Source organism: Proteus sp. G2609, assembly GCF_963896135.1.
GTDB lineage: Bacteria > Pseudomonadota > Gammaproteobacteria > Enterobacterales > Enterobacteriaceae > Proteus > Proteus mirabilis.
Genome location: NZ_CAWQNB010000040.1, coordinates 402,119 through 423,464 on the forward strand (window position 1 = coordinate 402,119; position 21,346 = coordinate 423,464).

General features: G+C 39.8%; 22 protein-coding genes. 12 read left to right on the forward strand and 10 right to left on the reverse strand.

From position 1 onward, the window contains the following. Positions 1-22: 22 nt before the first annotated feature. The 3 genes from speG to purM form a co-directional block, all read right to left on the reverse strand. Complete coding sequence (gene speG / locus AACV01_RS15165; protein WP_004243436.1) at positions 23-613, reverse strand: spermidine N1-acetyltransferase; 591 nt, start codon at positions 611-613, stop codon at positions 23-25. Between the two features lie 109 nt (positions 614-722). Next, positions 723-1,352: a phosphoribosylglycinamide formyltransferase gene (gene purN / locus AACV01_RS15170; protein WP_004243435.1), complete on the reverse strand. Its 630-nt coding sequence runs from the start codon at positions 1,350-1,352 to the stop codon at positions 723-725. Between the two features lie 13 nt (positions 1,353-1,365). Then, positions 1,366-2,406 carry a phosphoribosylformylglycinamidine cyclo-ligase gene (gene purM / locus AACV01_RS15175; RefSeq protein WP_004248288.1) on the reverse strand — a complete coding sequence of 347 codons (1,041 nt, stop codon included), beginning with the start codon at positions 2,404-2,406 and terminating at the stop codon, positions 1,366-1,368. 231 nt (positions 2,407-2,637) lie between these two features. Between purM and upp the strand changes: the two genes are divergently transcribed. The 4 genes from upp (at position 2,638) to hda (ending at position 7,045) form a co-directional block, all read left to right on the forward strand. Beyond that, entirely contained in the window at positions 2,638-3,264 is a 627-nt protein-coding gene (gene upp, locus AACV01_RS15180) for a uracil phosphoribosyltransferase (RefSeq protein WP_004248287.1), read from the forward strand. 108 nt (positions 3,265-3,372) lie between these two features. Continuing rightward, on the forward strand, positions 3,373-4,674 hold the full coding sequence (gene uraA, locus AACV01_RS15185; protein WP_020945844.1) for a uracil permease: 1,302 nt from the start codon (positions 3,373-3,375) through the stop codon (positions 4,672-4,674). Between the two features lie 295 nt (positions 4,675-4,969). Beyond that, on the forward strand, positions 4,970-6,175 hold the full coding sequence (locus AACV01_RS15190) for a mechanosensitive ion channel family protein (protein ID WP_004243426.1): 1,206 nt from the start codon (positions 4,970-4,972) through the stop codon (positions 6,173-6,175). A 162-nt stretch (positions 6,176-6,337) separates the two neighbouring features. Next, on the forward strand, positions 6,338-7,045 hold the full coding sequence (gene hda / locus AACV01_RS15195) for a DnaA inactivator Hda (RefSeq protein ID WP_036896130.1): 708 nt from the start codon (positions 6,338-6,340) through the stop codon (positions 7,043-7,045). Positions 7,046-7,154: 109 nt separating this feature from the next. On the opposite strand, the gene AACV01_RS15200 is transcribed toward hda, so the two are convergent. From AACV01_RS15200 to AACV01_RS15210, 3 genes are all read right to left on the reverse strand, one after another. After that, positions 7,155-8,405 (reverse strand): MFS transporter, encoded by a 1,251-nt coding sequence (locus tag AACV01_RS15200; RefSeq protein WP_012368036.1) that lies wholly within the window; start codon positions 8,403-8,405, stop codon positions 7,155-7,157. Between the two features lie 846 nt (positions 8,406-9,251). Continuing rightward, the gene (gene arsC, locus AACV01_RS15205) at positions 9,252-9,608 is read right to left on the reverse strand and encodes an arsenate reductase (glutaredoxin) (protein WP_004243423.1); all 357 of its coding nucleotides are present in this window, start codon (positions 9,606-9,608) and stop codon (positions 9,252-9,254) included. Between the two features lie 8 nt (positions 9,609-9,616). Then, the gene (locus AACV01_RS15210; protein WP_004248284.1) at positions 9,617-11,089 is read right to left on the reverse strand and encodes a beta-barrel assembly-enhancing protease; all 1,473 of its coding nucleotides are present in this window, start codon (positions 11,087-11,089) and stop codon (positions 9,617-9,619) included. A 154-nt stretch (positions 11,090-11,243) separates the two neighbouring features. Here AACV01_RS15210 and AACV01_RS15215 point away from each other — a divergent pair, with 154 nt between their 5' ends. Continuing rightward, positions 11,244-12,332, forward strand: coding sequence for an AI-2E family transporter (locus AACV01_RS15215; protein WP_004243419.1), 1,089 nt, complete (start codon positions 11,244-11,246; stop codon positions 12,330-12,332). Positions 12,333-12,442: 110 nt separating this feature from the next. Here AACV01_RS15215 and bcp read toward each other — a convergent pair whose 3' ends face one another. Both bcp and AACV01_RS15225 read right to left on the reverse strand, forming a co-directional pair. Further along, a complete protein-coding gene (gene bcp / locus AACV01_RS15220) occupies positions 12,443-12,913 on the reverse strand; it encodes a thioredoxin-dependent thiol peroxidase (protein ID WP_004243417.1) in 471 nt (156 codons plus the stop codon). Between the two features lie 19 nt (positions 12,914-12,932). After that, positions 12,933-13,490: a glycine cleavage system transcriptional repressor gene (locus AACV01_RS15225; RefSeq protein WP_004248283.1), complete on the reverse strand. Its 558-nt coding sequence runs from the start codon at positions 13,488-13,490 to the stop codon at positions 12,933-12,935. 216 nt (positions 13,491-13,706) lie between these two features. Here AACV01_RS15225 and dapA point away from each other — a divergent pair, with 216 nt between their 5' ends. From dapA to AACV01_RS15255, 6 genes are all read left to right on the forward strand, one after another. Continuing rightward, complete coding sequence (gene dapA, locus AACV01_RS15230; RefSeq protein WP_004243415.1) at positions 13,707-14,606, forward strand: 4-hydroxy-tetrahydrodipicolinate synthase; 900 nt, start codon at positions 13,707-13,709, stop codon at positions 14,604-14,606. 16 nt (positions 14,607-14,622) lie between these two features. After that, positions 14,623-15,669, forward strand: coding sequence for an outer membrane protein assembly factor BamC (gene bamC, locus AACV01_RS15235; protein WP_004243414.1), 1,047 nt, complete (start codon positions 14,623-14,625; stop codon positions 15,667-15,669). A 223-nt stretch (positions 15,670-15,892) separates the two neighbouring features. Continuing rightward, entirely contained in the window at positions 15,893-16,606 is a 714-nt protein-coding gene (purC, locus tag AACV01_RS15240) for a phosphoribosylaminoimidazolesuccinocarboxamide synthase (protein ID WP_004243413.1), read from the forward strand. Positions 16,607-16,852: 246 nt separating this feature from the next. Beyond that, a complete protein-coding gene (gene ypfJ, locus AACV01_RS15245; RefSeq protein WP_004243412.1) occupies positions 16,853-17,737 on the forward strand; it encodes a KPN_02809 family neutral zinc metallopeptidase in 885 nt (294 codons plus the stop codon). A 62-nt stretch (positions 17,738-17,799) separates the two neighbouring features. Continuing rightward, positions 17,800-18,252, forward strand: a complete 453-nt coding sequence (locus AACV01_RS15250) for a DUF441 domain-containing protein (RefSeq protein ID WP_004243411.1) — start codon at positions 17,800-17,802, stop codon at positions 18,250-18,252. Between the two features lie 2 nt (positions 18,253-18,254). Next, entirely contained in the window at positions 18,255-20,306 is a 2,052-nt protein-coding gene (locus tag AACV01_RS15255) for a GNAT family N-acetyltransferase (protein ID WP_161683178.1), read from the forward strand. On the opposite strand, the gene AACV01_RS15260 is transcribed toward AACV01_RS15255, so the two are convergent. Next, positions 20,248-20,445, reverse strand: coding sequence for a YpfN family protein (locus tag AACV01_RS15260; protein WP_004243408.1), 198 nt, complete (start codon positions 20,443-20,445; stop codon positions 20,248-20,250). The genes AACV01_RS15255 and AACV01_RS15260 overlap by 59 nt on opposite strands. A gap of 97 nt (positions 20,446-20,542) precedes the next feature. Here AACV01_RS15260 and AACV01_RS15265 point away from each other — a divergent pair, with 97 nt between their 5' ends. Further along, a complete protein-coding gene (locus AACV01_RS15265; protein ID WP_017628038.1) occupies positions 20,543-20,917 on the forward strand; it encodes a DUF454 family protein in 375 nt (124 codons plus the stop codon). A gap of 99 nt (positions 20,918-21,016) precedes the next feature. On the opposite strand, the gene AACV01_RS15270 is transcribed toward AACV01_RS15265, so the two are convergent. Further along, a partial coding sequence (locus AACV01_RS15270) for an RNA-guided endonuclease InsQ/TnpB family protein (RefSeq protein WP_161683180.1) occupies positions 21,017-21,346 on the reverse strand: 330 nt, incomplete at its 5' end.

Consider the following 21,346-nt stretch of genomic DNA (forward strand, 5'->3'; position numbering starts at 1 on the left):
TAAATCTTATTATCTGAATCAATCAGACATATTGTTTTATCGTTGCACCCGGTTTAACAAAATTTTCCGGTCTTGCTGCTTTGGCTTTTTGTTCAAAATAAGGGGCTTGGAATGTACACATTCTAATCGCAGAACGGTAAGAGCCATTAACAAAAAACTCATCTATTAAATCACCTTCTTTCTTAAAGCCAAGCTTTTCATAAATATGAATCGCTTTAGCATTCTCTTTATCGACGATTAAATAGAGTTTGTATAAATTAAGTACAGAAAAAGCGTAGTCCATCGCTAACTTTGCCGCGCGGGCTGCATAACCATGGCCTTGATGAGCAGGGGCGATAATGATTTGAAACTCAGCACGACGATGAACATAATCAATTTCAACCAGCTCAACTAAACCGACTTTTGTGCCTTCACTTTCAGCAATAAAACGTCGTTCGCTTTGGTCGTGAATATGTTTTTCATATAGGTCGCTTAACTCAATAAAAGCTTCATAAGGCTCTTCAAACCAGTAGCGCATAACGCTAGCATTATTATCAAGTTTATGGACAAAAGGAAGGTCTTCTCTTTCGAGAGGACGTAATTTTATAGGTGGAACTTTCTTACCACCGGACATAAGCACCTCGGTGAAAATGCATTGAATAAAAAGAGAAAAGGGTGACACAATAAAAGTCACCGCGGGCTACAGTGTAGCACAAAGTGACTTTTTATCTTAAGTGAAACCGTTAATCAAGATTGTCAAACAGAACATTACCATCAAGTAGCGCCCGATTATCTATCATTTTTAATCTCTCTTCTGCTAACCAACTAATTGCGAGAGGATAAATGCGATACTCTTGTGTTTGTATTTTTGCTTGCAAACTTTGTTCGGTATCATCAGGAGAGACGGGAATACGCGCTTGAATGATCATCGGGCCACCGTCTAATTCTTCCGTGACAAAGTGTACGGTAGTACCATGAAAAGTATCTTTATTCTCAATAACTTGTTTATGTGTATGCAGACCGGGATATTTGGGAAGTAAAGAGGGATGAATATTTAATAGCTTATGCTGATAATGGTTGACAAATAACGGCGATAAAATACGCATAAAGCCAGCAAGAACCACAATATCAGGCTGATAGCCATCAATTTGAGTGATTAACGCTTTATCATAAGCTTCTCTATCAGGATAATCAGCCGGATCGATAAAGTAAGCAGGGATATCCGCTTGTCTCGCTCGTTCAAGCCCATAAGCTTGTGCTTTATTGCTGAAAACAGCCACAACTTGGCCTGCGATTTTATGCGCCCTACAGGCGTCAATAATCGCCTGTAGGTTGCTACCATTTCCTGAGATCAGGACCACAATATTTTTCATGGGGGTACTTTTACTAATTGATAATCACTTGTGCATCACCCGCTGCTTGCGGGGCAATATCACCAATTAACCATGCCTTTTCACCACAGGCATTAAGATGTGATAGCGTTTTTTCAACATCAGCTTGGCTCACGGCGATTAATAAGCCGACACCACAGTTAAAGGTACGATACATTTCATGAGTGCTGACATTACCTGCCTGTTGTAGCCAGTTAAAGACCTCAGGCCACTGCCAACTTTGGCTATTAATACGAGCTTGCGTATTTTCAGGTAGCACGCGCGGAATATTTTCCCAAAATCCACCACCAGTAATATGTGCCACTGCGTGAATATCAACGTTTTCAATTAATGACAGGAGTGATTTTACATAAATACGGGTTGGCGCTAAGAGTTTATCAGCCAGTGATGTATCACCTAATGGGGTAGTTTCAGCACAGGCACCACTGACTTCAAGAATTTTTCTGATCAGTGAATAGCCATTAGAATGAGGGCCACTTGAAGCGAGAGCAATTAATGCATCACCCGCTTTAACTTTGCTACCATCGATAATCTGTGATTTCTCAACGACACCAACACAAAAACCGGCGATATCATAATCGTTACCATGATACATGCCGGGCATTTCCGCTGTTTCGCCACCCACTAAGGCACAGCCGGATTGCTTACAACCTTCAGCGATACCCGTTACAACCCGTGCGGCAGTATCGACATCTAACTTGCCTGTGGCATAGTAGTCAAGAAAGAAGAGAGGCTCAGCTCCTTGAACGATTAAATCGTTAACACACATTGCGACTAAATCGATACCAATATCATCGTGGCGATTTAAGTCCATCGCAAGGCGAAGTTTAGTACCGACACCGTCAGTGCCTGACACTAAAATAGGTTCGCGGTATTTAGTGGGAATAGCGCATAATGCACCAAAACCACCTAAACCCCCCATAACTTCAGGACGGCGAGTTTCTTTTACTACACTTTTAATACGATCGACTAAAGCATTACCTGCATCAATATCGACACCGGCATCTTTATAGCTGAGAGAGGATTTGTTAGTCACGTCTAGCCCTCACGGCAAGTTGCTGTTAAGAAAAAATGTGTGCGGTGGCTATTCTAACAGGCAAAGCAAACGTTTGCGAGGATCTTCTTTTTAGATCACAATTATTCATGTTAGTGTGGTTAAAAGCTGTGCGATTGATCAATATCAATAGAAAAACGATGGAAAGTCACTAAAAAAGCGGTATAATCTCGCGATTTTTTTGTCTGGCTGCGTCGTACATTAGGAGAAATTATGAAGATCGTTGAGGTAAAACACCCACTCATTCAACATAAATTGGGGCTGATGCGAGATCATGATATAAGCACTAAACGCTTTCGTGAATTGGCTTCAGAAGTTTCCAGTCTACTGACGTATGAAGCTACCGCCGATTTAGAAACAGAGACGGTAACAATTGAAGGTTGGTGTGGCCCGGTTGAGATAGAACAGATTAAAGGAAAAAAAATTACTGTTGTACCTATCCTCCGTGCCGGTCTTGGGATGATGGATGGAGTATTAGAAAATATTCCTAGCGCCCGGATCAGTGTAGTTGGTGTTTACCGCGATGAAGAAACCTTAAAGCCCGTCCCTTACTTCCAGAAACTAGCCTCTCATATTGAAGAACGTATGGCACTTGTTGTTGACCCAATGTTAGCAACTGGTGGCTCTATGATTGCCACAATTGATTTATTAAAAAATTCAGGCTGTACTTCAATTAAAGTTTTAGTGTTAGTGGCTGCGCCTGAGGGGATCAAAGCATTAGAAGAAGCTCATCCTGATGTTGAGTTATATACTGCATCGATTGATAAGCATCTTAATGAGCATGGGTACATTGTCCCAGGCCTTGGTGATGCGGGTGATAAGATATTTGGTACAAAATAATGATTAAGCCGACTTTGATAGTCGGCTTTTTTTTGGATCCCTTATTGGTTTGTTTTATCGCTGAAATTTAAATTCCATTTATATCTATTTTAAAGAGAGGTCGTAAGCATGACTCGTCGTGCAATCGGGGTAGAAGAGCGCCCACCATTATTACAAACAATCCCATTGAGTTTTCAACATCTGTTTGCCATGTTTGGTGCTACTGTACTTGTGCCGATTTTGTTTAAGGTTAATCCGGCCACCATATTATTGTTTAACGGTATCGGTACTCTGCTTTATCTCTTTATCTGTAAAGGTCGTATTCCTGCTTATTTAGGTTCAAGTTTCGCCTTTATCTCTCCGGTGTTATTGCTACTTCCTTTAGGCTATGAATTAGCATTGGGCGGGTTTATTGTCTGTGGGGTGCTATTTTGCCTTGTTGCTGGCATTGTGAAAATCGCCGGACGCGGATGGATTAATGTGATGTTTCCTCCTGCGGCAATGGGCGCAATCGTTGCCGTAATAGGTCTTGAGTTGGCCGGAACCGCCGCTAATATGGCTGGATTATTACCTAGCGCAGATAATCCCGTTGATAGTCAAACATTGATAATCTCTATGGTGACACTGGGTGTGACTATTTTAGGCTCAGTGATGTTTAGGGGATTTTTGGCTATTATTCCTATTCTTATTGGCGTGTTAGTCGGTTACGCACTCTCTTTCTTTATGGGCGTTGTTGATGTGACACCGATTAAAGAAGCCAATTGGTTTGCTCTGCCTACCTTTTATTCGCCGCGTTTTGAGTGGAGTGCTATTTTTATTATCTTGCCGGCGGCATTAGTGGTTATTGCCGAACACGTAGGGCACCTTGTGGTAACCGCGAATATTGTTCAACGTGATCTCATGAAAAACCCAGGCTTACATCGCTCTATGTTTGCAAATGGTTTTTCAACCATTATCTCCGGATTTTTTGGCTCTACACCTAACACGACTTACGGTGAAAATATCGGTGTTATGGCTATTACTAAAGTGTATAGCACTTGGGTCATTGGTGGTGCAGCAATTATCGCTATCTTACTTTCTTGTGTTGGTAAACTGGCAGCCGCGATTGCAGCGGTTCCCGTACCGGTAATGGGCGGTGTCTCTTTATTACTGTATGGTGTAATAGGGGCGTCCGGTATTCGCGTATTATTAGATTCGAAAGTTGATTATAACAAACCACAAAACTTGATATTAACAGCGATCATTTTAATTGTCGGTGTAAGTGGTGCATCAATTCAAATTGGCGCAGCTGAACTAAAAGGCATGGCCTTAGCAACGATAGTCGGTATTGTTTTAAGTTTAGTGTTTAAGCTGGTGAGTATTATTCGCCCAGAAACTGAGTTAGTGGATGATACTCTGGAGTCAATTAACAAACATACAAACACCAAGTAATCATTGATGAGCTCTTTTCGCTAATATTTCGTCATTGAACTAAAAAGCAGTCATAGACTGCTTTTTTTATTGGTTGTTTTTTATTCTTATAAGATAAACAAAAACACTTTTGTTATAAAAAGCGTTTAAAACTTAGAAAAAGAAAATAAACTTAATAATAATATTTATTTAACGCAAATAAATGAGACAATGAAATTATTAGTGGTTTAGTGATAGCGATACTTTTTAGCTATTATTGAGCTAAAAATTGTTTTAAGGTTGTAACAAAGCTTTTAAAAGGGTGACGACGCTAGTTATGGAAAAACTTGTTGATATATACGATTTTATCGTATCTAAGCAGATTTTCACCACGCTGTTTTTAGTGATCACGTTGCTGGTGGTGTGGTTTCTGGCAAAGATGATCTTTCGTCGTATAGCCAAGCGTCTATTGTTTTTATTCACCGAACTCTCAGATGAAGAGACGATAGAAGATATTGCGAAAAAAAGTGCCTCTATTGTTGCAGTCACTCTGGTTCTCTATATAAACCAGTTATTGCCTTCGTTTTCAGCACAGATGAATATTATCTTTGAAACGGTTTGTCGTGCTTTTATCGTCATCAATATTGCTTCTCTTCTTAATAACGCGTTAGATATTTTTAATATCAGGCATGCTAAAAAATCGTGGCACCGTAACAATTCGATTAAAGGTTATATTGAAATTGCTAAGATAGTGGTGTGGATCATCGCCTTTATTCTTATTATCGCGCTATTTACTGAACAATCCCCACTGATTATTATTTCCAGCTTTGGTGCGATCGCTGCGGTATTGATGTTTGTTTTCCAACATACCCTTATCTCATTCGTCGCTAATATTCTGATCTCAAATGGTAAAGTGTTAAAACTATATGATTGGATTGAATTACCCAGCAGTAATATTAGTGGTGAAGTGATTGATATTGCACTGCACACAATTACAGTACGTAATTGGGATAACACGATTTCTCGTATACCCACAAAGGACTTTTTAACCGAAAAATATACTAACTGGCAACCGATGTTCTCTTCAGGAGGCCGTCGTATCAAGCGTAGTTTCTATATTGATCAATCCTCTATTTCATTTGCTACAGAACAGTTAGTGCAGGAGCTAAAAAATACTGCGCCACTTAAAAAAAGCATTGAAGCGATGTTAGAAGGTAAAGAAGAAGAGATAGGTGATATTAATACTTGGTTAGAAACCAACGGGGTGACCAATCTACAACTTTTTAGAAAGTATATGTTAAATTGGATCAAAATGCGTGGTGATGTTAGGCCGGATATGTATTTGGTGATAAGAACAATGCCCCCCACACCAATGGGACTACCCGTTGAATTATATTGTTTTACTCGTGCTACCACATGGGTGGAATATGAAGAGACACAATCAGAAATTTTTGAGTATATAAATGCTTGTGCTAAGTATTTTAAATTAGATATTTATCAGCAACCATCAGGTCACGATCTCTCTAAGATAACGTTTAAATAGTGAAATAGAATGGCTAAACTGATCTTATATTGATGTCAAAATAAACAGTTTCGCTATTTATTGCTGTCATCTTAAGCAGCTCGTCTTGCTTTTTTAATATTGATTCTGTCATTGATAGAATTTGTGTTAGAATCACGACGTTTATTAAACTATTCAGGTGAGGTGCTTCTGAATACGCCATCACAGCTATCATTACCACTATCTCTGCCCGATGATGAGACATTCGATAGCTTTTACGCAGGGGAAAATGCATCACTCGTTGCTGCGATCCAAACTGCTATTCACCAATCACATGGCAGTTATATCTATTTCTGGTCTCGTGATGGGGGCGGAAAAAGCCACTTGTTGCATGCAGCTTGTGCAGAGCTTTCTTTAGCCGGAGATGCAGTTGGTTATGTTCCTCTTGATAAACGGGCTTATTTCGTACCAGATGTGCTTGAAGGTATGGAGCATCTTTCATTAGTTTGTATCGATAACGTTCAATGTATTGCGGGTGATGAAGAGTGGGAACTTGCTCTGTTTAATCTGTATAATCGCGTATTAGAACTTGGTCGCACCTGTCTATTAATCACAGGGGATAGACCTCCCCGTCAAATTGATTTACAACTTCCTGATCTCGCTTCTCGCCTAGATTGGGGGCAAATTTATCGCTTACAACCGCTAAGCGATGAAGAAAAAATTCAAGCACTACAATTAAGAGCGAAACTACGTGGATTTGAATTACCCGAAGATGTGGGTCGTTTTGTATTAAAGCGCTTAGATAGAAAAATGCGCACATTATTTGAAATGCTAGATGAACTCGATCACGCCTCTATTGTGGCTCAACGTAAGCTGACCATTCCTTTCGTAAAAGATATTCTTAAGCTTTAATCGCAAGCTATTTAAAACAACGCATTATGCAATAGATAACCAGTAATAAAAAACCGCTTATCTCGAAAGATAAGCGGTGAGTGCAACAAATAAAGAATGGGGGAAATAATTAATGTGCTTCTACAACTTTTGTTTTCTTCTGCGGAACCACTAAGTAAATCAGATAAAGTGCGGTGATAGCCACAGTGTAACCCGTAAAGATCAACCAGAATGACTGCCAATCAATAACACCATCTGTGGTATACAAATCAATAACCCAGCCACTTAGCATCGCACCTAAATAAGTACCAAAACCATTCACTAAGGTCATAAACATACCTTGTGCGGTAGAGCGATATTGTAATGGGATCTCTTTTTCTAGGAATAGCGAGCCGGAGATATTAAAGAAATCGAAAGCACAACCATAGACAATCATGGATAACAACAGAACGATTTGGCCTAATGATGAATAGTCACCGTAAGCGAAGAAACCAAAACGTAAGATCCATGCAATCATACTAAATAATACGATAGTTTCTATTCTAACTCGTTTTAATAGCAGGGGTAAAAATAGAATAAAGACCACTTCAGAAATTTGAGAAATGGATAAGAAAACAGAAGGATAATGAGCCAAGAAAGAGTCATCAGCATTAGGTGCTTTGGCCATATCTTGTAAGAATGGAACCCCAAATGTATTGGTAATTTGCAATACTGAACCTAACAATGTGGCAAAGAAAAGGAAAATAACCACATTTTTCTTTTTAAACACTTGTAAGGTATTCGATAAGCTAAAAGCGGCCACTTCTTCTTTTGCTTCTGTTTTATCTGTCGCTTTTGTCGCCGGTAAAAACATCGCAAATACCGCTAAGATAATAGAGGCTATTGCAGCAACAAACAGTTGATCGTAGCTATTACCGAAACCTAAGAAGCTAATAACCCACATTGCAGCAATAAAACCCACGGTGCCATAAACACGGATTTTGGGGAAATAGTCATTTGGCTCTAGGTGTTTTTGCTCTAGTAACTCAAAAATAATACTGTTTGCCATAGAAATGCTTGGCATAAAGAACAATAAATGCAGAAGTGTCGCAAAGAAGAGGGTAGTCACTGTGGTCATTTGAGACATCAGTACTAAAGCAAACGCGGATAAAATATGCAGGGTAATAAAGACCAGCTTACGGTTATTTATCTTGTCCGCAATAAATCCCATGATCACCGGTGCGATCAGTGATGCTAATCCTAAAGCACTAAAAATTAGCCCAACGTCAGTACCTTTAAAATGTAATTTATCAAATAGATATGAAGCAAACGTAACAAGCCAAGAGCCCCAAATAAAAAATTGGAGGAATGAAACAAGTTTGAGTCTATGTACGATGTTCATTAAATTTCCTATTAGCCTGGCAATCATCTGGTATTTTGATGATTGATTAGTTTTAGTCGCCCATATGTTGGCTATATTTTCAGTTAGTTTGCCGATATCTATACACTTTAAAAAAAATATAACGCACTATCTCTAGTGAGATAGCGAGTAGGCATGTGTAAAAGAAGTGGCGAATTAACGTATTTTGCTATGTTGCAGTATTGTTTAAATTGTATCTCTAATATTAATTTCTGAATTGGATGATAACGAAAATAAAAATGGTTCGAAGTGTATCGCAAATCAAATCTGCCATCATATTTTCTGAAGACCATAATAAGTAGGAATTCACTCGTGTAAAGAGACTTTTGTCACAATACAAATGAAACGTTTCATAAATTTTTTCTGTTGGCTGTTATTTGTAACAGGATAATGTGATCGTGATAGATATTTTTGATCTTGGTAAAATATTCACTATAAAAAAAATGAAATTAAGATGAAATATTTTGAAAGCAAGCAATAAACTACCTTATTCTACTAATGGAAATAACTATCGTGTTTCCTTATTGTTTGTAACAGAAAATTAACATTAGTGACCTTTAGAATATACAGATGGCGGTAACACCGTTGTGATGTGATAATAAAGCAGTAGAGAATTGTGTTATCGATATGAAGAGGAGTGAAGTAAGTTAATAGGTATAACGTGTTGGTTTTCTGTCATTTTGAGCGCACTGCAGATAATGAGTTATTAGGGCGCATCACCGATCTTTGAAAACAGCCGTAAGGTTTCTCGTCTCAATGCTCTGAAATCACTCAGATTACGTTTTAGTGATGCGCCATACCGTCAATGTCGGCAATTGCCAATTTAGCCTACTTAAAAAGGGCGGTAACTTGCTCAGGTGGACGACCTAAACGCGCTTTATTGCCAACGACCACAATAGGACGTTCAATTAATTTAGGGTGATTATGCATGGCCTGAATTAGTGCTTCTTGTGAGCTCTCATCAGCAAGCTTTAGGGTTTTATAAATTTCTTCTTTGGTGCGCATTAATTTTCTTGCATCGTCAAAATCTAGCGCTTTGAGTAATGCTTTTAACTCATCGACAGAAGGCGGCGTATCTAAATAATGAATAACGTCAGGGGTGATATGCATCTCTTCTAATAAATGTAAGGTTTCACGGCTTTTAGAACAGCGCGGATTATGATAAATCGTTACTTTGTTGGTCATATTATCCCTTATTTAAATTGACTGTCTTTATGTTGAAGTTTACGCAATTGATCAATACGTGCATCAAAACGAGCTTGCTCATTACTGCCTAATTTTACTTGACGACTCGCATCACCAAGATAACGAATGGCAGTTTCAAAATCTCCTCGTAATGCCAAATCTTCAGCGTAAGCTGCAAGCTCTTGGGCTCGATTACCTTGTTTTGCCGCATTTTCAGCCACCAATTGCCAACCAATAGGATCGTCAGGATTGTCAAAGGTATAGCGATATAATAATCGATTAGCTTCGTTATATTGCTTATTTTGCATATAAGCATTAGCTAAATTAACCGTCAGTACTTTGTTGTTAGGTGATTGCTTAAGCGCTTGTTGTAAACGTGTTATCGCTTCCGCAGCACGGTTTTGCTCTACGTCAATATCGGTAATGGCATCAATAAGCCAGATATTATTTGGCTCTTTTGCCAGCATAGGGGCGAGTATTTTTCTCGCGTCATTAAATTTACGATCACGAGAATAGAGTAAGGCTTGTGCATAATTAGCGGCTGATTTTTCTAATTCCGTTCCTTGCCTAAACTGATCCAGCGTGGTTTGCAAAGCGTTACTTGATGCGGGGTTTTTCTCTAGCATGGTCAATACCCGCATTTTAGCATAGAGAAAATTAGCCGATTGTGGCACTTTGCGCGGAGCATATTGCGCTGCTCGGCTACGTGCATCAGATAAACGGCTGTCAGGTAAGGGGTGCGTTAATAGCATTTCAGGTGGCTTAGAACTATAGCGCACTTGGTCTGCTAAGATCTGCATAAAATTAGGCATACCTTGTGGATCAAACCCTGCACGATAAAGAGTTTGTATTCCTATCCGATCAGCTTCTTGTTCGTTCATTTGCGTGAAGGTGATCATGTTTTGTTGCATCCCCGCCATACTTCCCGTAAAGGTGGCTAAACCGGCATTGGGGTTAGCCATAAATATTAAAATAGAGCCTAATATTCCAGCCATGGCGAGTGGCGTGGTTTTAGACTGATCTTCTAACATTCTTGCAAGATGACGTTGGGTAACGTGAGAAATTTCGTGGGCGATAACAGAAGCTAATTCACTTTCATTGCGACTGTATCTAAATAGTGCTGAGTGCAATACGATATTGCCACCAAAATAAGCAAAGGCATTAATATTGGGGTTATTCACTAAATAGAAGTGAAAGGGGGTTTTTACCGAACTGGCATTAGAGACTAATCTTTGACCTAAATTATTGATGTAATTAGAAAGTAGAGGGTCAAAAACTAATGGTGCACTATTTCTTAATTGGCGAGTATAGTAATCACCCATAGCGATTTCTTGATTGATACTCAATGTTGAGCCTGCTGTCGTTCCCATATCGGGCAGGGTATCTTCAATATCAATCGCAGCGTGAGCAGGCAACACTGATGTTGATAGCAAAGTAGAAACAAGAAGCGCGACCAGTGGTTTTTTAAGTCTGAGTTTCATACAACAACATCCTGATAGCTATCTTAACGAAAAATTTATAATTAATGATGTATCATAGCAAAAGCTAACGTAAAATCCGTCAAAAGATTATTGATTATGTAAATCAATACATATAGATATATTTGACTTATTATTATAAAGGACCTCTATTTTCATGCTGGACTTGCTTGTTCAATGGTATAAACGTCGATTTGCTGATCCCCAAGTTATCGCGCTGGTGGTGATCTTAATTGCCGGTTTTTCAATTATCTACTTTTTCAGTGGCATACTTGCACCATTATTAGTCGCCATTGTATTAGCTTATTTGCTGGAATGGCCAACACACTTACTTGAGAAGCTAGGATGTGCACGAATTTGGGCCGTATCAATCGTTCTGACACTATTTATAGGTATTAGTGCCATTGTTATTTTGATTTTAGCGCCAACGGTATGGCAACAAGCCATGACGTTAATTTCAGATATCCCTAATATGATCAATAAATTCAATGCATTTGCTCGTGAATTACCTGAGCGATTCCCCGCATTAATGGATGTTGGCATCGTGGATATGATGGCGGAAAACTTGCGCAGTAAATTTTCAACGGTGGCAGAGTCAGTGTTAAAAGTCTCTTTAGCCTCTTTAATCGGCGTTATCACGCTCTCTATTTATCTGATCCTTGTGCCATTAATGACGTTCTTTTTATTAAAAGATAAGCAACAAATGCTCAATGCTGTCCGTCGGGTATTACCCAAAAATAGAATTCTTGCAGCACAAGTGTGGATTGAGGTTAATCAGCAAATCACCAACTATATTCGTGGTAAGGTTACCGAAATGGTGATTGTTGGTGTATTTACCTATTTTGTCTTTGCTTTTTTTGATTTGCGTTATTCAGTCTTATTAGCGGTTTTAGTTGGCGTTTCGGTTTTAGTGCCTTATGTGGGGGCGGTACTCGCGACTATTCCAGTCATTGTAATTGCACTTTCTCAATGGGGATTAGGCTCTGATTTTTGGGCGCTATTTATCGCTTACTTAGTGGTTCAAGGTTTAGATAGCAACTTATTAGTACCGATATTGTTCTCTGAAGCTGTCAATATGCACCCCTTAGTCATTATCTTATCTGTGATTATATTTGGTGGTATGTGGGGCTTTTGGGGGGTGTTTTTCGCCATTCCTTTAGCGACGTTAATCAAAGCAGTATTACATGCGCTGCCTGATGAAATTGCCAATGAGCCGCCTTTAGAAACATTAGAAAAGAAAAAGTAATAAAGTAATCATAGACGCGATTTATCATCAACTTATTGATAATAAAAAAACAGACAGCGATAGTTAATGGCTGTCTGTTTTATTTATCAGCACTAAGCTGTGATCATAAACTATGGGTGTGCAGCTAAATAATCGATAACCACTTGGTGGTGATTGCTGGTTTTAAAATTATCAAACACATGTTCAATCACACCGTTTTTATCAATTAGGAACGTTGTACGATGAATACCATCGTAAGTTTTCCCCATAAATTGTTTTTCACCCCAAATGCCAAATTGCTCTGCAACTTTATGATCTTCATCAGAAAGTAAGGTGAAGTTTAACATCTCTTTTTCGGCAAAACGGGAAAGTTTTTCTGACTTATCAGTACTAATTCCCAATACCTCGACGTTGGCTTTTTTTAGTGTATCCATCTCATCACGTAAGCCACAAGCTTGCGTTGTACAGCCTGGTGTCATCGCTTTTGGATAAAAATAAACGAGCACACGTTGGCCAGCAAAATCAGACAGATTAATGATTTCTCCATCTTGATCAGGCAGACTGAATTGAGGTGCCTTATCACCGGCTTTTAATGGGTTCATTACCTAATTCTCCATTCTTTTATTGTTTCATCATCAGACTATTTACGATACTTATTGTGCCTTGAGCGTTTAACTCTGTACATAATTGATTGAATTTCTCATGAATAACGAGACCATGATCATCTAACGGATTATGGGCCGTGATCTGAATTTCTAAACGAGCAGGAGTACCATCCTCAGAAGGATGAGTTTTAGAAACTAATTCTGCAAGATTAAAGTGATGTTGACTAAATAAATTGGTAAAACGTTCAACAATGCCGGGGGCATCTTCTATATCTACTTTTGCAGTAATGGTTGATGGGTAAGAGACTGGCGCACCCATTTTAGTTCTTTTCATCACAGTCAATAAATCAAGTTCTGCACTTTTTATCGGCAGTAATGCTTCAAGTTGGGCAATCGCATTCCAACCACCAGAAAGTAGCATGATAAACGTAAATTCTTGACCGAACATCGCAAGCCGGCTGTCTTCGATATTACACCCGCATTGGCTAACTAATTGCGTAATGGTATCAACGATACCAGGACGGTCAGTCCCTAATGCAGTGAGTACGAGAAAATGTTTATCAGGTATAGGCAAAATAGGCTTCCTTTTGACTTTCAGTTTATTCCTAACAGGTAAACACAAAATTTGATTTCTGCCAAGATCAGAAGCGCACTATCTTTCATTATTATCTCTCTTTAATTCAAATCAAAGAATATTAGCAAATTTCATTAGAAACCTAGAGTTAAGTAGTTTTCAATAGAGCAATGAATGAGTACCATTGTGTATAAGTCTATCTCGGAGCAATGAATTATGGTAAGTAACAATTTTGATTTTACAGGCAGTATGGTGGCATTAGTCACCCCTATGGATGCGAAAGGCAATGTTGACCGAGTTAGTTTACGCAAGTTGGTCGATTATCATGTTAAAGCAGGTACAGATGCTATTGTCTCTGTGGGAACAACGGGAGAATCGGCAACATTAAGCCATGATGAGCATGTTGATGTCGTATTAATGACTCTGGATATGGCTGATGGTCGTATTCCTGTGATTGCAGGCACGGGGGCTAATGCAACTTCTGAAGCTATTTGGTTTACACAACAGTTTGAAAATAAAGGTATTGCAGGGTGCTTAACGGTTACTCCATACTATAATAAACCTTCCCAAGAAGGGCTTTATCAACATTTTAAAGCGATTTCTGAAAGCACGGCTTTACCCCAAATCTTGTATAATGTGCCCGGCCGTACAGGATGTGATTTATTGCCAGTAACAGTTGCACGTTTAGCTCAGTTGGATAATATTGTGGCAATTAAAGAGGCGACAGGGAACTTAAGTCGTGTTAGTCAAATCCAACAGTTAGTTAATGATGATAGTTTTATCTTATTAAGTGGAGATGACGCATCCTCATTAGACTTTATGCAACTTGGCGGTCATGGTGTTATTTCGGTTACTGCTAACGTTGCTGCGTTAGAAATGGTAGAATTATGTCGATTGGCAAAAGCGGGTGAGTTTGCAAAAGCACGTGAACTTAATCGACGCCTGATGGACTTACATCATCAGTTATTTGTTGAACCTAACCCAATCCCAGCTAAATGGGCGTGTCAACGTATTGGATTGATTGAAGACGCCACATTGCGCTTACCGATGACTCCATTAACATCAGCGGGTCAGGATATCGTAGAGAAAGCGCTGTTAACAGCGGGAATACTGTAAAACTTAGGGAATTTTAATGGCAACACTATTGCATAAATCAAAGATTATGAAAGTCGCGGGTCTGTCGCTGGTGGTTTTATTGGCAGCCTGTTCCAGTGATCAGCGCTATAAACGTCAAGTCAGTGGTGACGAGTCGTATTTAGAGTCAGCAGCGCTAAAAAATTTAGTTGTCCCAGCGGGTATGGTGTTGCCTTTGCAAAATGGGGAATATGATATTCCTACGCCTAAAAAGAGTGAGCCTGTGGGTTTAGCATTAGATATTCGCCCACCAACACAGGCTTTAAACTTATTAAGTGGCTCACGTAGTGAGAATAATGCGGATAATAGCCGACTGTTATTACCCAACACGCCCGAAAATACCACCTTATACGAGCAAGTTTCTGCTGTTTTAGCGGATAAAGGTGTGGCACTGGCTAAAAGTGATGCAGGACAAAAACAGATTGTTACCGATTGGATCACTTGGACTCGTGCTGATGAAAATGTGCCTTTCCAAAGTCGCCATAATTTAGCGATAAGCCAGTCAGGTAATGTTGTGATATTAACGATTACGAATACTGGGTTACGCCAAGGTGAAAACGAGATTTCCGATCCAATGGAAGTGAAGCGTTATAACACCTTACTATTAAATGAAGTGGTTGACGGTTTAAACCGCATGCGTAACTTAAGTGAAAATAGCGCAACGAGTAATTTGCAAGGTATTATCGACGTACAAACGGGAAGTGATAATGCCGGACTGCCTGTCATTATTGTTCGAGCACCATTTGATGTTGTGTGGGATAGATTACCTATCGCGCTAGAAAGCGTGGGTATGAAAATGGGCGATCGTACTCGTTCGAAAGGTTCAATTGAAGTGACTTATAAAGGCTTAAGTAGTGCAAGTTGGAGCACGTTAGGGGTTGATAAACCAACAATTAATGAAGGGGATTACAAACTACAAGTTGGTGACTTAAATAACCGCAGTAGTTTGCAATTTATCAGTGATAAAGGTAAACCTCTTACACAGTCTGAAAATGATCAGATGGTTGCTGCAATGAAAGCGGCCTTTAGTAAGCCAATAAAATAAAAGCTCTTTTTATCTATTAAATATCAGGCCGTACAGAAAATGTGCGGCCTTTTTATCACTCAATTCACTTATTTCTCTTATTGATTAGAGCCGCTAAAAAATAGTCGACAGTGATATTTTTTAGTGATCCCCTCCACGTTTTAAAAGCTTTTTTATCCAATCTAGAGTAGAGTATGGAAAGCAAGTTTCTTGTTAAACCTATCACATCTTTGGAGTGTGTCAGATGCAAAAAAAAGCTGAGTTGTATCGTGGTAAAGCGAAAACGGTTTATACCACTGAGTCTTCTGATTATCTTATTCTTGAATTCAGAAACGATACATCAGCGTTAGATGGCCAACGTATTGAACAGTTTGATCGTAAAGGAATGGTGAACAATAAGTTCAATTATTTCATTATGAACAAATTGGAAGAAGCGGGTATCCCAACGCAGATGGAACGTTTGCTCTCTGATAATGAAGTGCTAGTAAAAAAACTCGATATGGTGCCTGTTGAATGTGTTATTCGTAACCGAGCGGCTGGATCACTGGTTAAACGTTTAGGTATTGAAGAAGGTACTGTCTTAAACCCACCTATTTTTGATCTCTTCTTAAAAGACGATGCCCGTCATGATCCGATGGTTAATGAATCTTACTGTGAAACTTTTGGTTGGGTATCAAAAGAAAACCTCGCAGAAATGAAACGCCTTAGTTATAAAGCAAACGATGTTCTCAGTGAACTGTTTGATAAAGCCGGTCTGATCCTCGTTGACTTTAAATTAGAGTTTGGCCTCTTTAACGGTAAAGTTGTGCTGGGGGATGAATTCTCACCAGATGGTAGCCGTTTATGGGATAAAAACACCTTAGATAAAATGGATAAAGATCGCTTCCGTCAAAGTTTAGGTGGATTAATTGAAGCCTATGAAGAAGTTGCACGTCGAATTGGTGTTTCTTTAGACTAATCGCGCAATCGATTACGTCAGCAATATTATCCATAAAAGAAAAAGGTCAGCTTAAAAACTGACCTTTTTAATATGCTATAAAGAAAAATTAACTAAGATGAATTGAAAGTGACTAATGGGTGCTATTATTTTGCTCTTAAAAAATAGGCAATAGCGATGAGATAATTTTTGTTATTATCTAAGATAAGTTGTCATCAAAATGACCTAGCAATTAAAATTAAGTGAATTACATAATGGGGAAGGGTTATGCGTTGGAATGATCGCCGAAGAAGCAATAATGTTGAAGATAGAAGAGGGCAGCCTTCTTCTGCATCCGGTGGTGGTAATCTCCCATTAGGATTAATTGCACTATTATTACGTACAAAATATGGCTTTGTGATCATTATTATTTTGGTGATCGCAAGCTTTATGGGGTTTGATTTTAATTCGCTTACAGGGCAAACATCACAACCAACACAAAATAGCCAACAACAATCCGCTCTTTATAATGAAGCGGCAGATTTTAGCAGTGTTGTATTAGCCAGTACGGAAGATTTTTGGCAAGGGATGTTTGCCAAAGCCGGCGAACAATATCGTGATCCTAAATTAGTGCTATATACCAACAGTACCACAACGCAATGCGGTACTGGCACTAAAATGATGGGGCCTTTTTATTGCCCTGCAGATCAAAAAATTTATCTCGATCTCTCTTTTTATAATGAAATGAAAAACAGCCTTGGTGGAGGTGGAGAGTTTGCTCAAGGTTATGTGATTTCTCATGAAGTGGGACATCATGTTCAGCATCTACTCGGTATCACCACACAAATGCGTGAAAAACAGCAAATGGCGCGTTCAAAAGTGGAAGCAAATCGCTTATCAGTAAGACTAGAACTGCAAGCTGATTGTTTTGCGGGTATGTGGGGGCGCTTTATTGCCGGTGAAGGCCGTGTTGATGAAGCGGACTTACTGACGGCCATTAAAACCGCACAAGCTATCGGTGATGATAGGCTGCAACGCCAACAACAGGGTTACGCTGTACCGGATAGCTTTACTCACGGCACTGCAGAACAACGTAAGACATGGTTTATGCGCGGCTACAATAGTGGCGATATTAAATCTTGTGATACATTTGCTTCTTCGTCATTGAACTAATACCATCTCACGCTTAAATGATATTAGAATGATTCAGAGAAAGAGAAGGATTATAAAAATAGATGAGTAATGTTGATCCCTCATTGCTAATTTTGCTGGTACTCGCAGGCCTGGGCATTATTAGTCATAATATGACTGTCACTTTAGCAATGATCTTTTTATTGGTTATTAAAATCACACCGTTAAACCAATATTTTCCGTTAGTCGAAAAATACGGTATGACCATTGGGATCTTGATCCTCACCGTAGGTGTTATGACACCGATTGCCACAGGCCGCATTTCCGCACAAGAAGTTTTCAATTCTTTTTTAAATTGGAAATCATTACTAGCGATTGCAATTGGTATCATCGTCTCTTGGTTAGGAGCACGGGGGGTGTCACTTATGAATAACCAACCGTCAACGGTAGCGGGTTTACTCGTAGGAACCGTTATTGGTGTCGCCCTATTTAGGGGGGTTCCAGTAGGTCCACTGATTGCTGCGGGGATCCTTTCGTTATTGATAGGTAAGTCATAGTAGTGCCATCTTTAGATTTATTGCGCTATCAACAAGCCTTCGCTCGACTAGGCCAGCGGCGATTACTCCTTCTAGCGGGGAGCTATACATGGCAAAGGGAACAACTTCGAGCAATCCAACAGCAGTGTAAAGGCGATTGGCTAATACTCTCTTCAGAGATGTCTGAGGCGATAAAACCAGAACATGCTCATCAACTATTAGGCCGTGAATATCTTCACGCTGTATTTGACGCTAACCATGCTTTTAATGCTGATGCACTAGCGATGCTAACGGGAACGTTGAAAGCAGGAAGTTGGCTTATCTTATGTTTACCCGATATTGTTCAGTGGCAATATTATATTGATAACGATAGTCAGCGCTGGAATGATGCGCAAGGGGTTATATCTACTCCCCATTTTATGGCTTGGTTAGCAAAAATTACACTAGCAGATAAACAGGCCATTATTTGGCAAGCATCGCAGCCCCTTGTTCTACCTAAAATAAAAAATACAGGCCAACAGTGGGGGTTGCCTCAAGGGATGCCAACCATACAACAGCGACAGTTATTAGCGCATCTTTTACAGGCAAAATCCGGCGTATGGAGTATCACGGCACCAAGAGGCAGAGGAAAATCAGCGTTAGCAGGAATGTTGATAGAGCAATGGCCTGGCTCAGTAACGGTTTGTGCCCCTGCGAGAAACAGTATTGAAGTGCTATTATCTCATACACATAAAACTATCGAGTTCTACTCACCGGATAATTTGTTAGCCCTTTGTCATACAGAGCATTTGTGTCGAGATTGGTTAATTATTGATGAAGCGGCGACTATACCCATTGCTCAACTGATAACACTTTGTCAGCACTTTCCTCGAGTGTTAATGACCACCACGGTACAAGGCTATGAAGGAACAGGGCGCGGCTTTATTTTAAAACTGGGTGATAGCATTCCAAAGTTACAAAATTATCAACTCACCGTACCTATTCGCTGGGCGCAGGACGATCCACTCGAAAATTGGCTTAATCAACTGTTGTTACTTGATGAGCCTTCTTTTCATCATGCTAACCAATCTGGTGAGGTGGTGATCACCTCATGCCAGCATTTCGATAGTGAACAACGAGCCAATTTTTATCAACTTTTAACCAGTGCTCATTATCGAACCACGCCTTTAGATCTTCGACGTTTATTCGATGGACAAAAACAGCACTATTGGTCTGCATTTATTCATCGGCATCTTGTTGGGGCGGTGTGGTGTATTGAAGAAGGGGGACTAGCGAAAGCCTTAGCACAAGATGTTTGGCGAGGTATACGTCGACCAAGAGGTAATCTTGTCGCCCAATCGTTAGTCACTTACGGCTTATCCATTGAGGCAATGTGTTTAACTTCATTACGCATCAGCCGAATTGCGGTATTGCCAGCATATCGACGTCAAAAAGTCGCTGCAAAATTAGTTGCGGATATTGCTAAGCAGTGCCAGAAACAGAATATTGATTACCTTTCTGTCAGTTTTGGCTATACCGACGCATTAGCCAATTTTTGGCAACAATGTGGTTTTTATCTGGTGAGATTAGGCGTTCATAAAGAAGCCAGTAGTGGCTGTTATACTGCTATGGCTATTTACCCAATCAGTGCTCAGGGGCAGCAATTATTACAAGTTGCACAACAAGCACTCGCATTACAAAGTGATTATATCACTCAGCAAACAGGTATCTCTCTTGCTACTGCATTGCCTAGCGTCAGTGAAGCAGATCACTGGCTGATGATGGCAGGTTTTGCTTTCGCCCATCGCTCTATATTAACGGTATATCAAAGTGTTGGTTATTTTCTGCAAGGTGATAGATCACGCTACCCGTTATTAGTGGCATTTTTTATTGATAAGCAATCTGTAGAGGCCTGTGTAAAACAATTTTCGTTATCGGGCAAGAAAGCCCTTGTCACGACACTACGTCGGCAATGCCAACAACTGATGGCAGAAAAAGATGAGCAATTAGCACAGGCTTACCAACATTGGTTAACGACTACTTCTTCTGGTCATTTTTGTTGGGCCAATCGTCCTCATCATCCCATTTATCATTAAAATCGCGATGGGGAGGCAGTTTCCGTTTATTTTTTAGAAACTGTTTTGGATCTATTTTATTCATATCTTTTATGGCATTAATAATTATTCCAACTAAAAGAATTAAAATAACCCACCAATAGTCAGTGATCCAGTGCATAAACCCGCCTTATGTTTTAAAATTGTTATTGAGAATGAGGAGCTTTTTTATTTACTCTTTACCCTAGAGCGACCAAGCATAATTTGGAAAGCATAACATGAAACGGATATTATTGATTATAGCAGGGTGGTTATGTGTTGGATTAGCCACATTAGGTGTTGTTTTACCCGTGTTACCCACTACACCATTTTTGTTATTAGCTGCATGGTGTTTTTCTCGCTCATCAACACGCTTTCATCACTGGTTGCTATATCGCTCTTGGTTTGGTGGTTATTTGCGTTATTGGCAAACTTATCGCGCCATGCCTAAGGGGGCTAAGCCGAAAGCTATTTTAGTCATTTTAGTAACTTTTGCTATCTCGCTGTGGTTGGTCTCAATGTGGTGGGTGAGAATTTTATTGCTGATAATTTTAGCCTGTCTGTTGATATTTATGTGGAGACTTCCTGTAATAGAGAAACAAGATGTCTCCTAAGATAATTGACATCCTCCACGCCCTAAAGGACGTGGATCCCTACTGCGTTCAGACTGATGTCTGAATCACCTCGGCGGGTTCCTGATTCGACGGGCGGTCTCACTGCACCCTCCCTCCACAGGCAAGCACGGCATGTCCTGCCGCTAAAATGTTACGTGCCCCGTTGATATCAGCATTCGCTGTATATCCACATTCAAGGCACTCGAATTGACTTTGTGACTGGCGGTTTTCCTTTGCTGTATGACCACAGTAAGCGCACTTCTGACTGGTGTAGGCAGGGGGTATTGCCAGTACCTGACCACCTCGCCAGAGCTGCTTGTACTCAAGCTGACGGCGCATTTCATACCAGCCCTGCTCCAGTATTGCGCGGTTTAAACCAGATTTAGCTTTTACGTTCCGTCCATGCCGTTCTGTCGTACCTTTTGCCGA

Excerpts from the sequence above, each read along its gene's own strand:
- speG (WP_004243436.1), bottom strand. The coding sequence starts at position 613 with ATGTCCGGTGGTAAGAAAGTTCCACCTATAAAATTACGTCCTCTCGAA.
- purN (WP_004243435.1), bottom strand. The coding sequence starts at position 1,352 with ATGAAAAATATTGTGGTCCTGATCTCAGGAAATGGTAGCAACCTACAG.
- upp (WP_004248287.1), top strand. The coding sequence starts at position 2,638 with ATGAAGATCGTTGAGGTAAAACACCCACTCATTCAACATAAATTGGGG.
- uraA (WP_020945844.1), top strand. The coding sequence starts at position 3,373 with ATGACTCGTCGTGCAATCGGGGTAGAAGAGCGCCCACCATTATTACAA.
- AACV01_RS15190 (WP_004243426.1), top strand. The coding sequence starts at position 4,970 with ATGGAAAAACTTGTTGATATATACGATTTTATCGTATCTAAGCAGATT.
- AACV01_RS15200 (WP_012368036.1), bottom strand. The coding sequence starts at position 8,405 with ATGAACATCGTACATAGACTCAAACTTGTTTCATTCCTCCAATTTTTT.
- arsC (WP_004243423.1), bottom strand. The coding sequence starts at position 9,608 with ATGACCAACAAAGTAACGATTTATCATAATCCGCGCTGTTCTAAAAGC.
- AACV01_RS15210 (WP_004248284.1), bottom strand. The coding sequence starts at position 11,089 with ATGAAACTCAGACTTAAAAAACCACTGGTCGCGCTTCTTGTTTCTACT.
- AACV01_RS15215 (WP_004243419.1), top strand. The coding sequence starts at position 11,244 with ATGCTGGACTTGCTTGTTCAATGGTATAAACGTCGATTTGCTGATCCC.
- bcp (WP_004243417.1), bottom strand. The coding sequence starts at position 12,913 with ATGAACCCATTAAAAGCCGGTGATAAGGCACCTCAATTCAGTCTGCCT.
- dapA (WP_004243415.1), top strand. The coding sequence starts at position 13,707 with ATGGTAAGTAACAATTTTGATTTTACAGGCAGTATGGTGGCATTAGTC.
- bamC (WP_004243414.1), top strand. The coding sequence starts at position 14,623 with ATGGCAACACTATTGCATAAATCAAAGATTATGAAAGTCGCGGGTCTG.
- purC (WP_004243413.1), top strand. The coding sequence starts at position 15,893 with ATGCAAAAAAAAGCTGAGTTGTATCGTGGTAAAGCGAAAACGGTTTAT.
- ypfJ (WP_004243412.1), top strand. The coding sequence starts at position 16,853 with ATGCGTTGGAATGATCGCCGAAGAAGCAATAATGTTGAAGATAGAAGA.
- AACV01_RS15250 (WP_004243411.1), top strand. The coding sequence starts at position 17,800 with ATGAGTAATGTTGATCCCTCATTGCTAATTTTGCTGGTACTCGCAGGC.
- AACV01_RS15260 (WP_004243408.1), bottom strand. The coding sequence starts at position 20,445 with ATGCACTGGATCACTGACTATTGGTGGGTTATTTTAATTCTTTTAGTT.
- AACV01_RS15265 (WP_017628038.1), top strand. The coding sequence starts at position 20,543 with ATGAAACGGATATTATTGATTATAGCAGGGTGGTTATGTGTTGGATTA.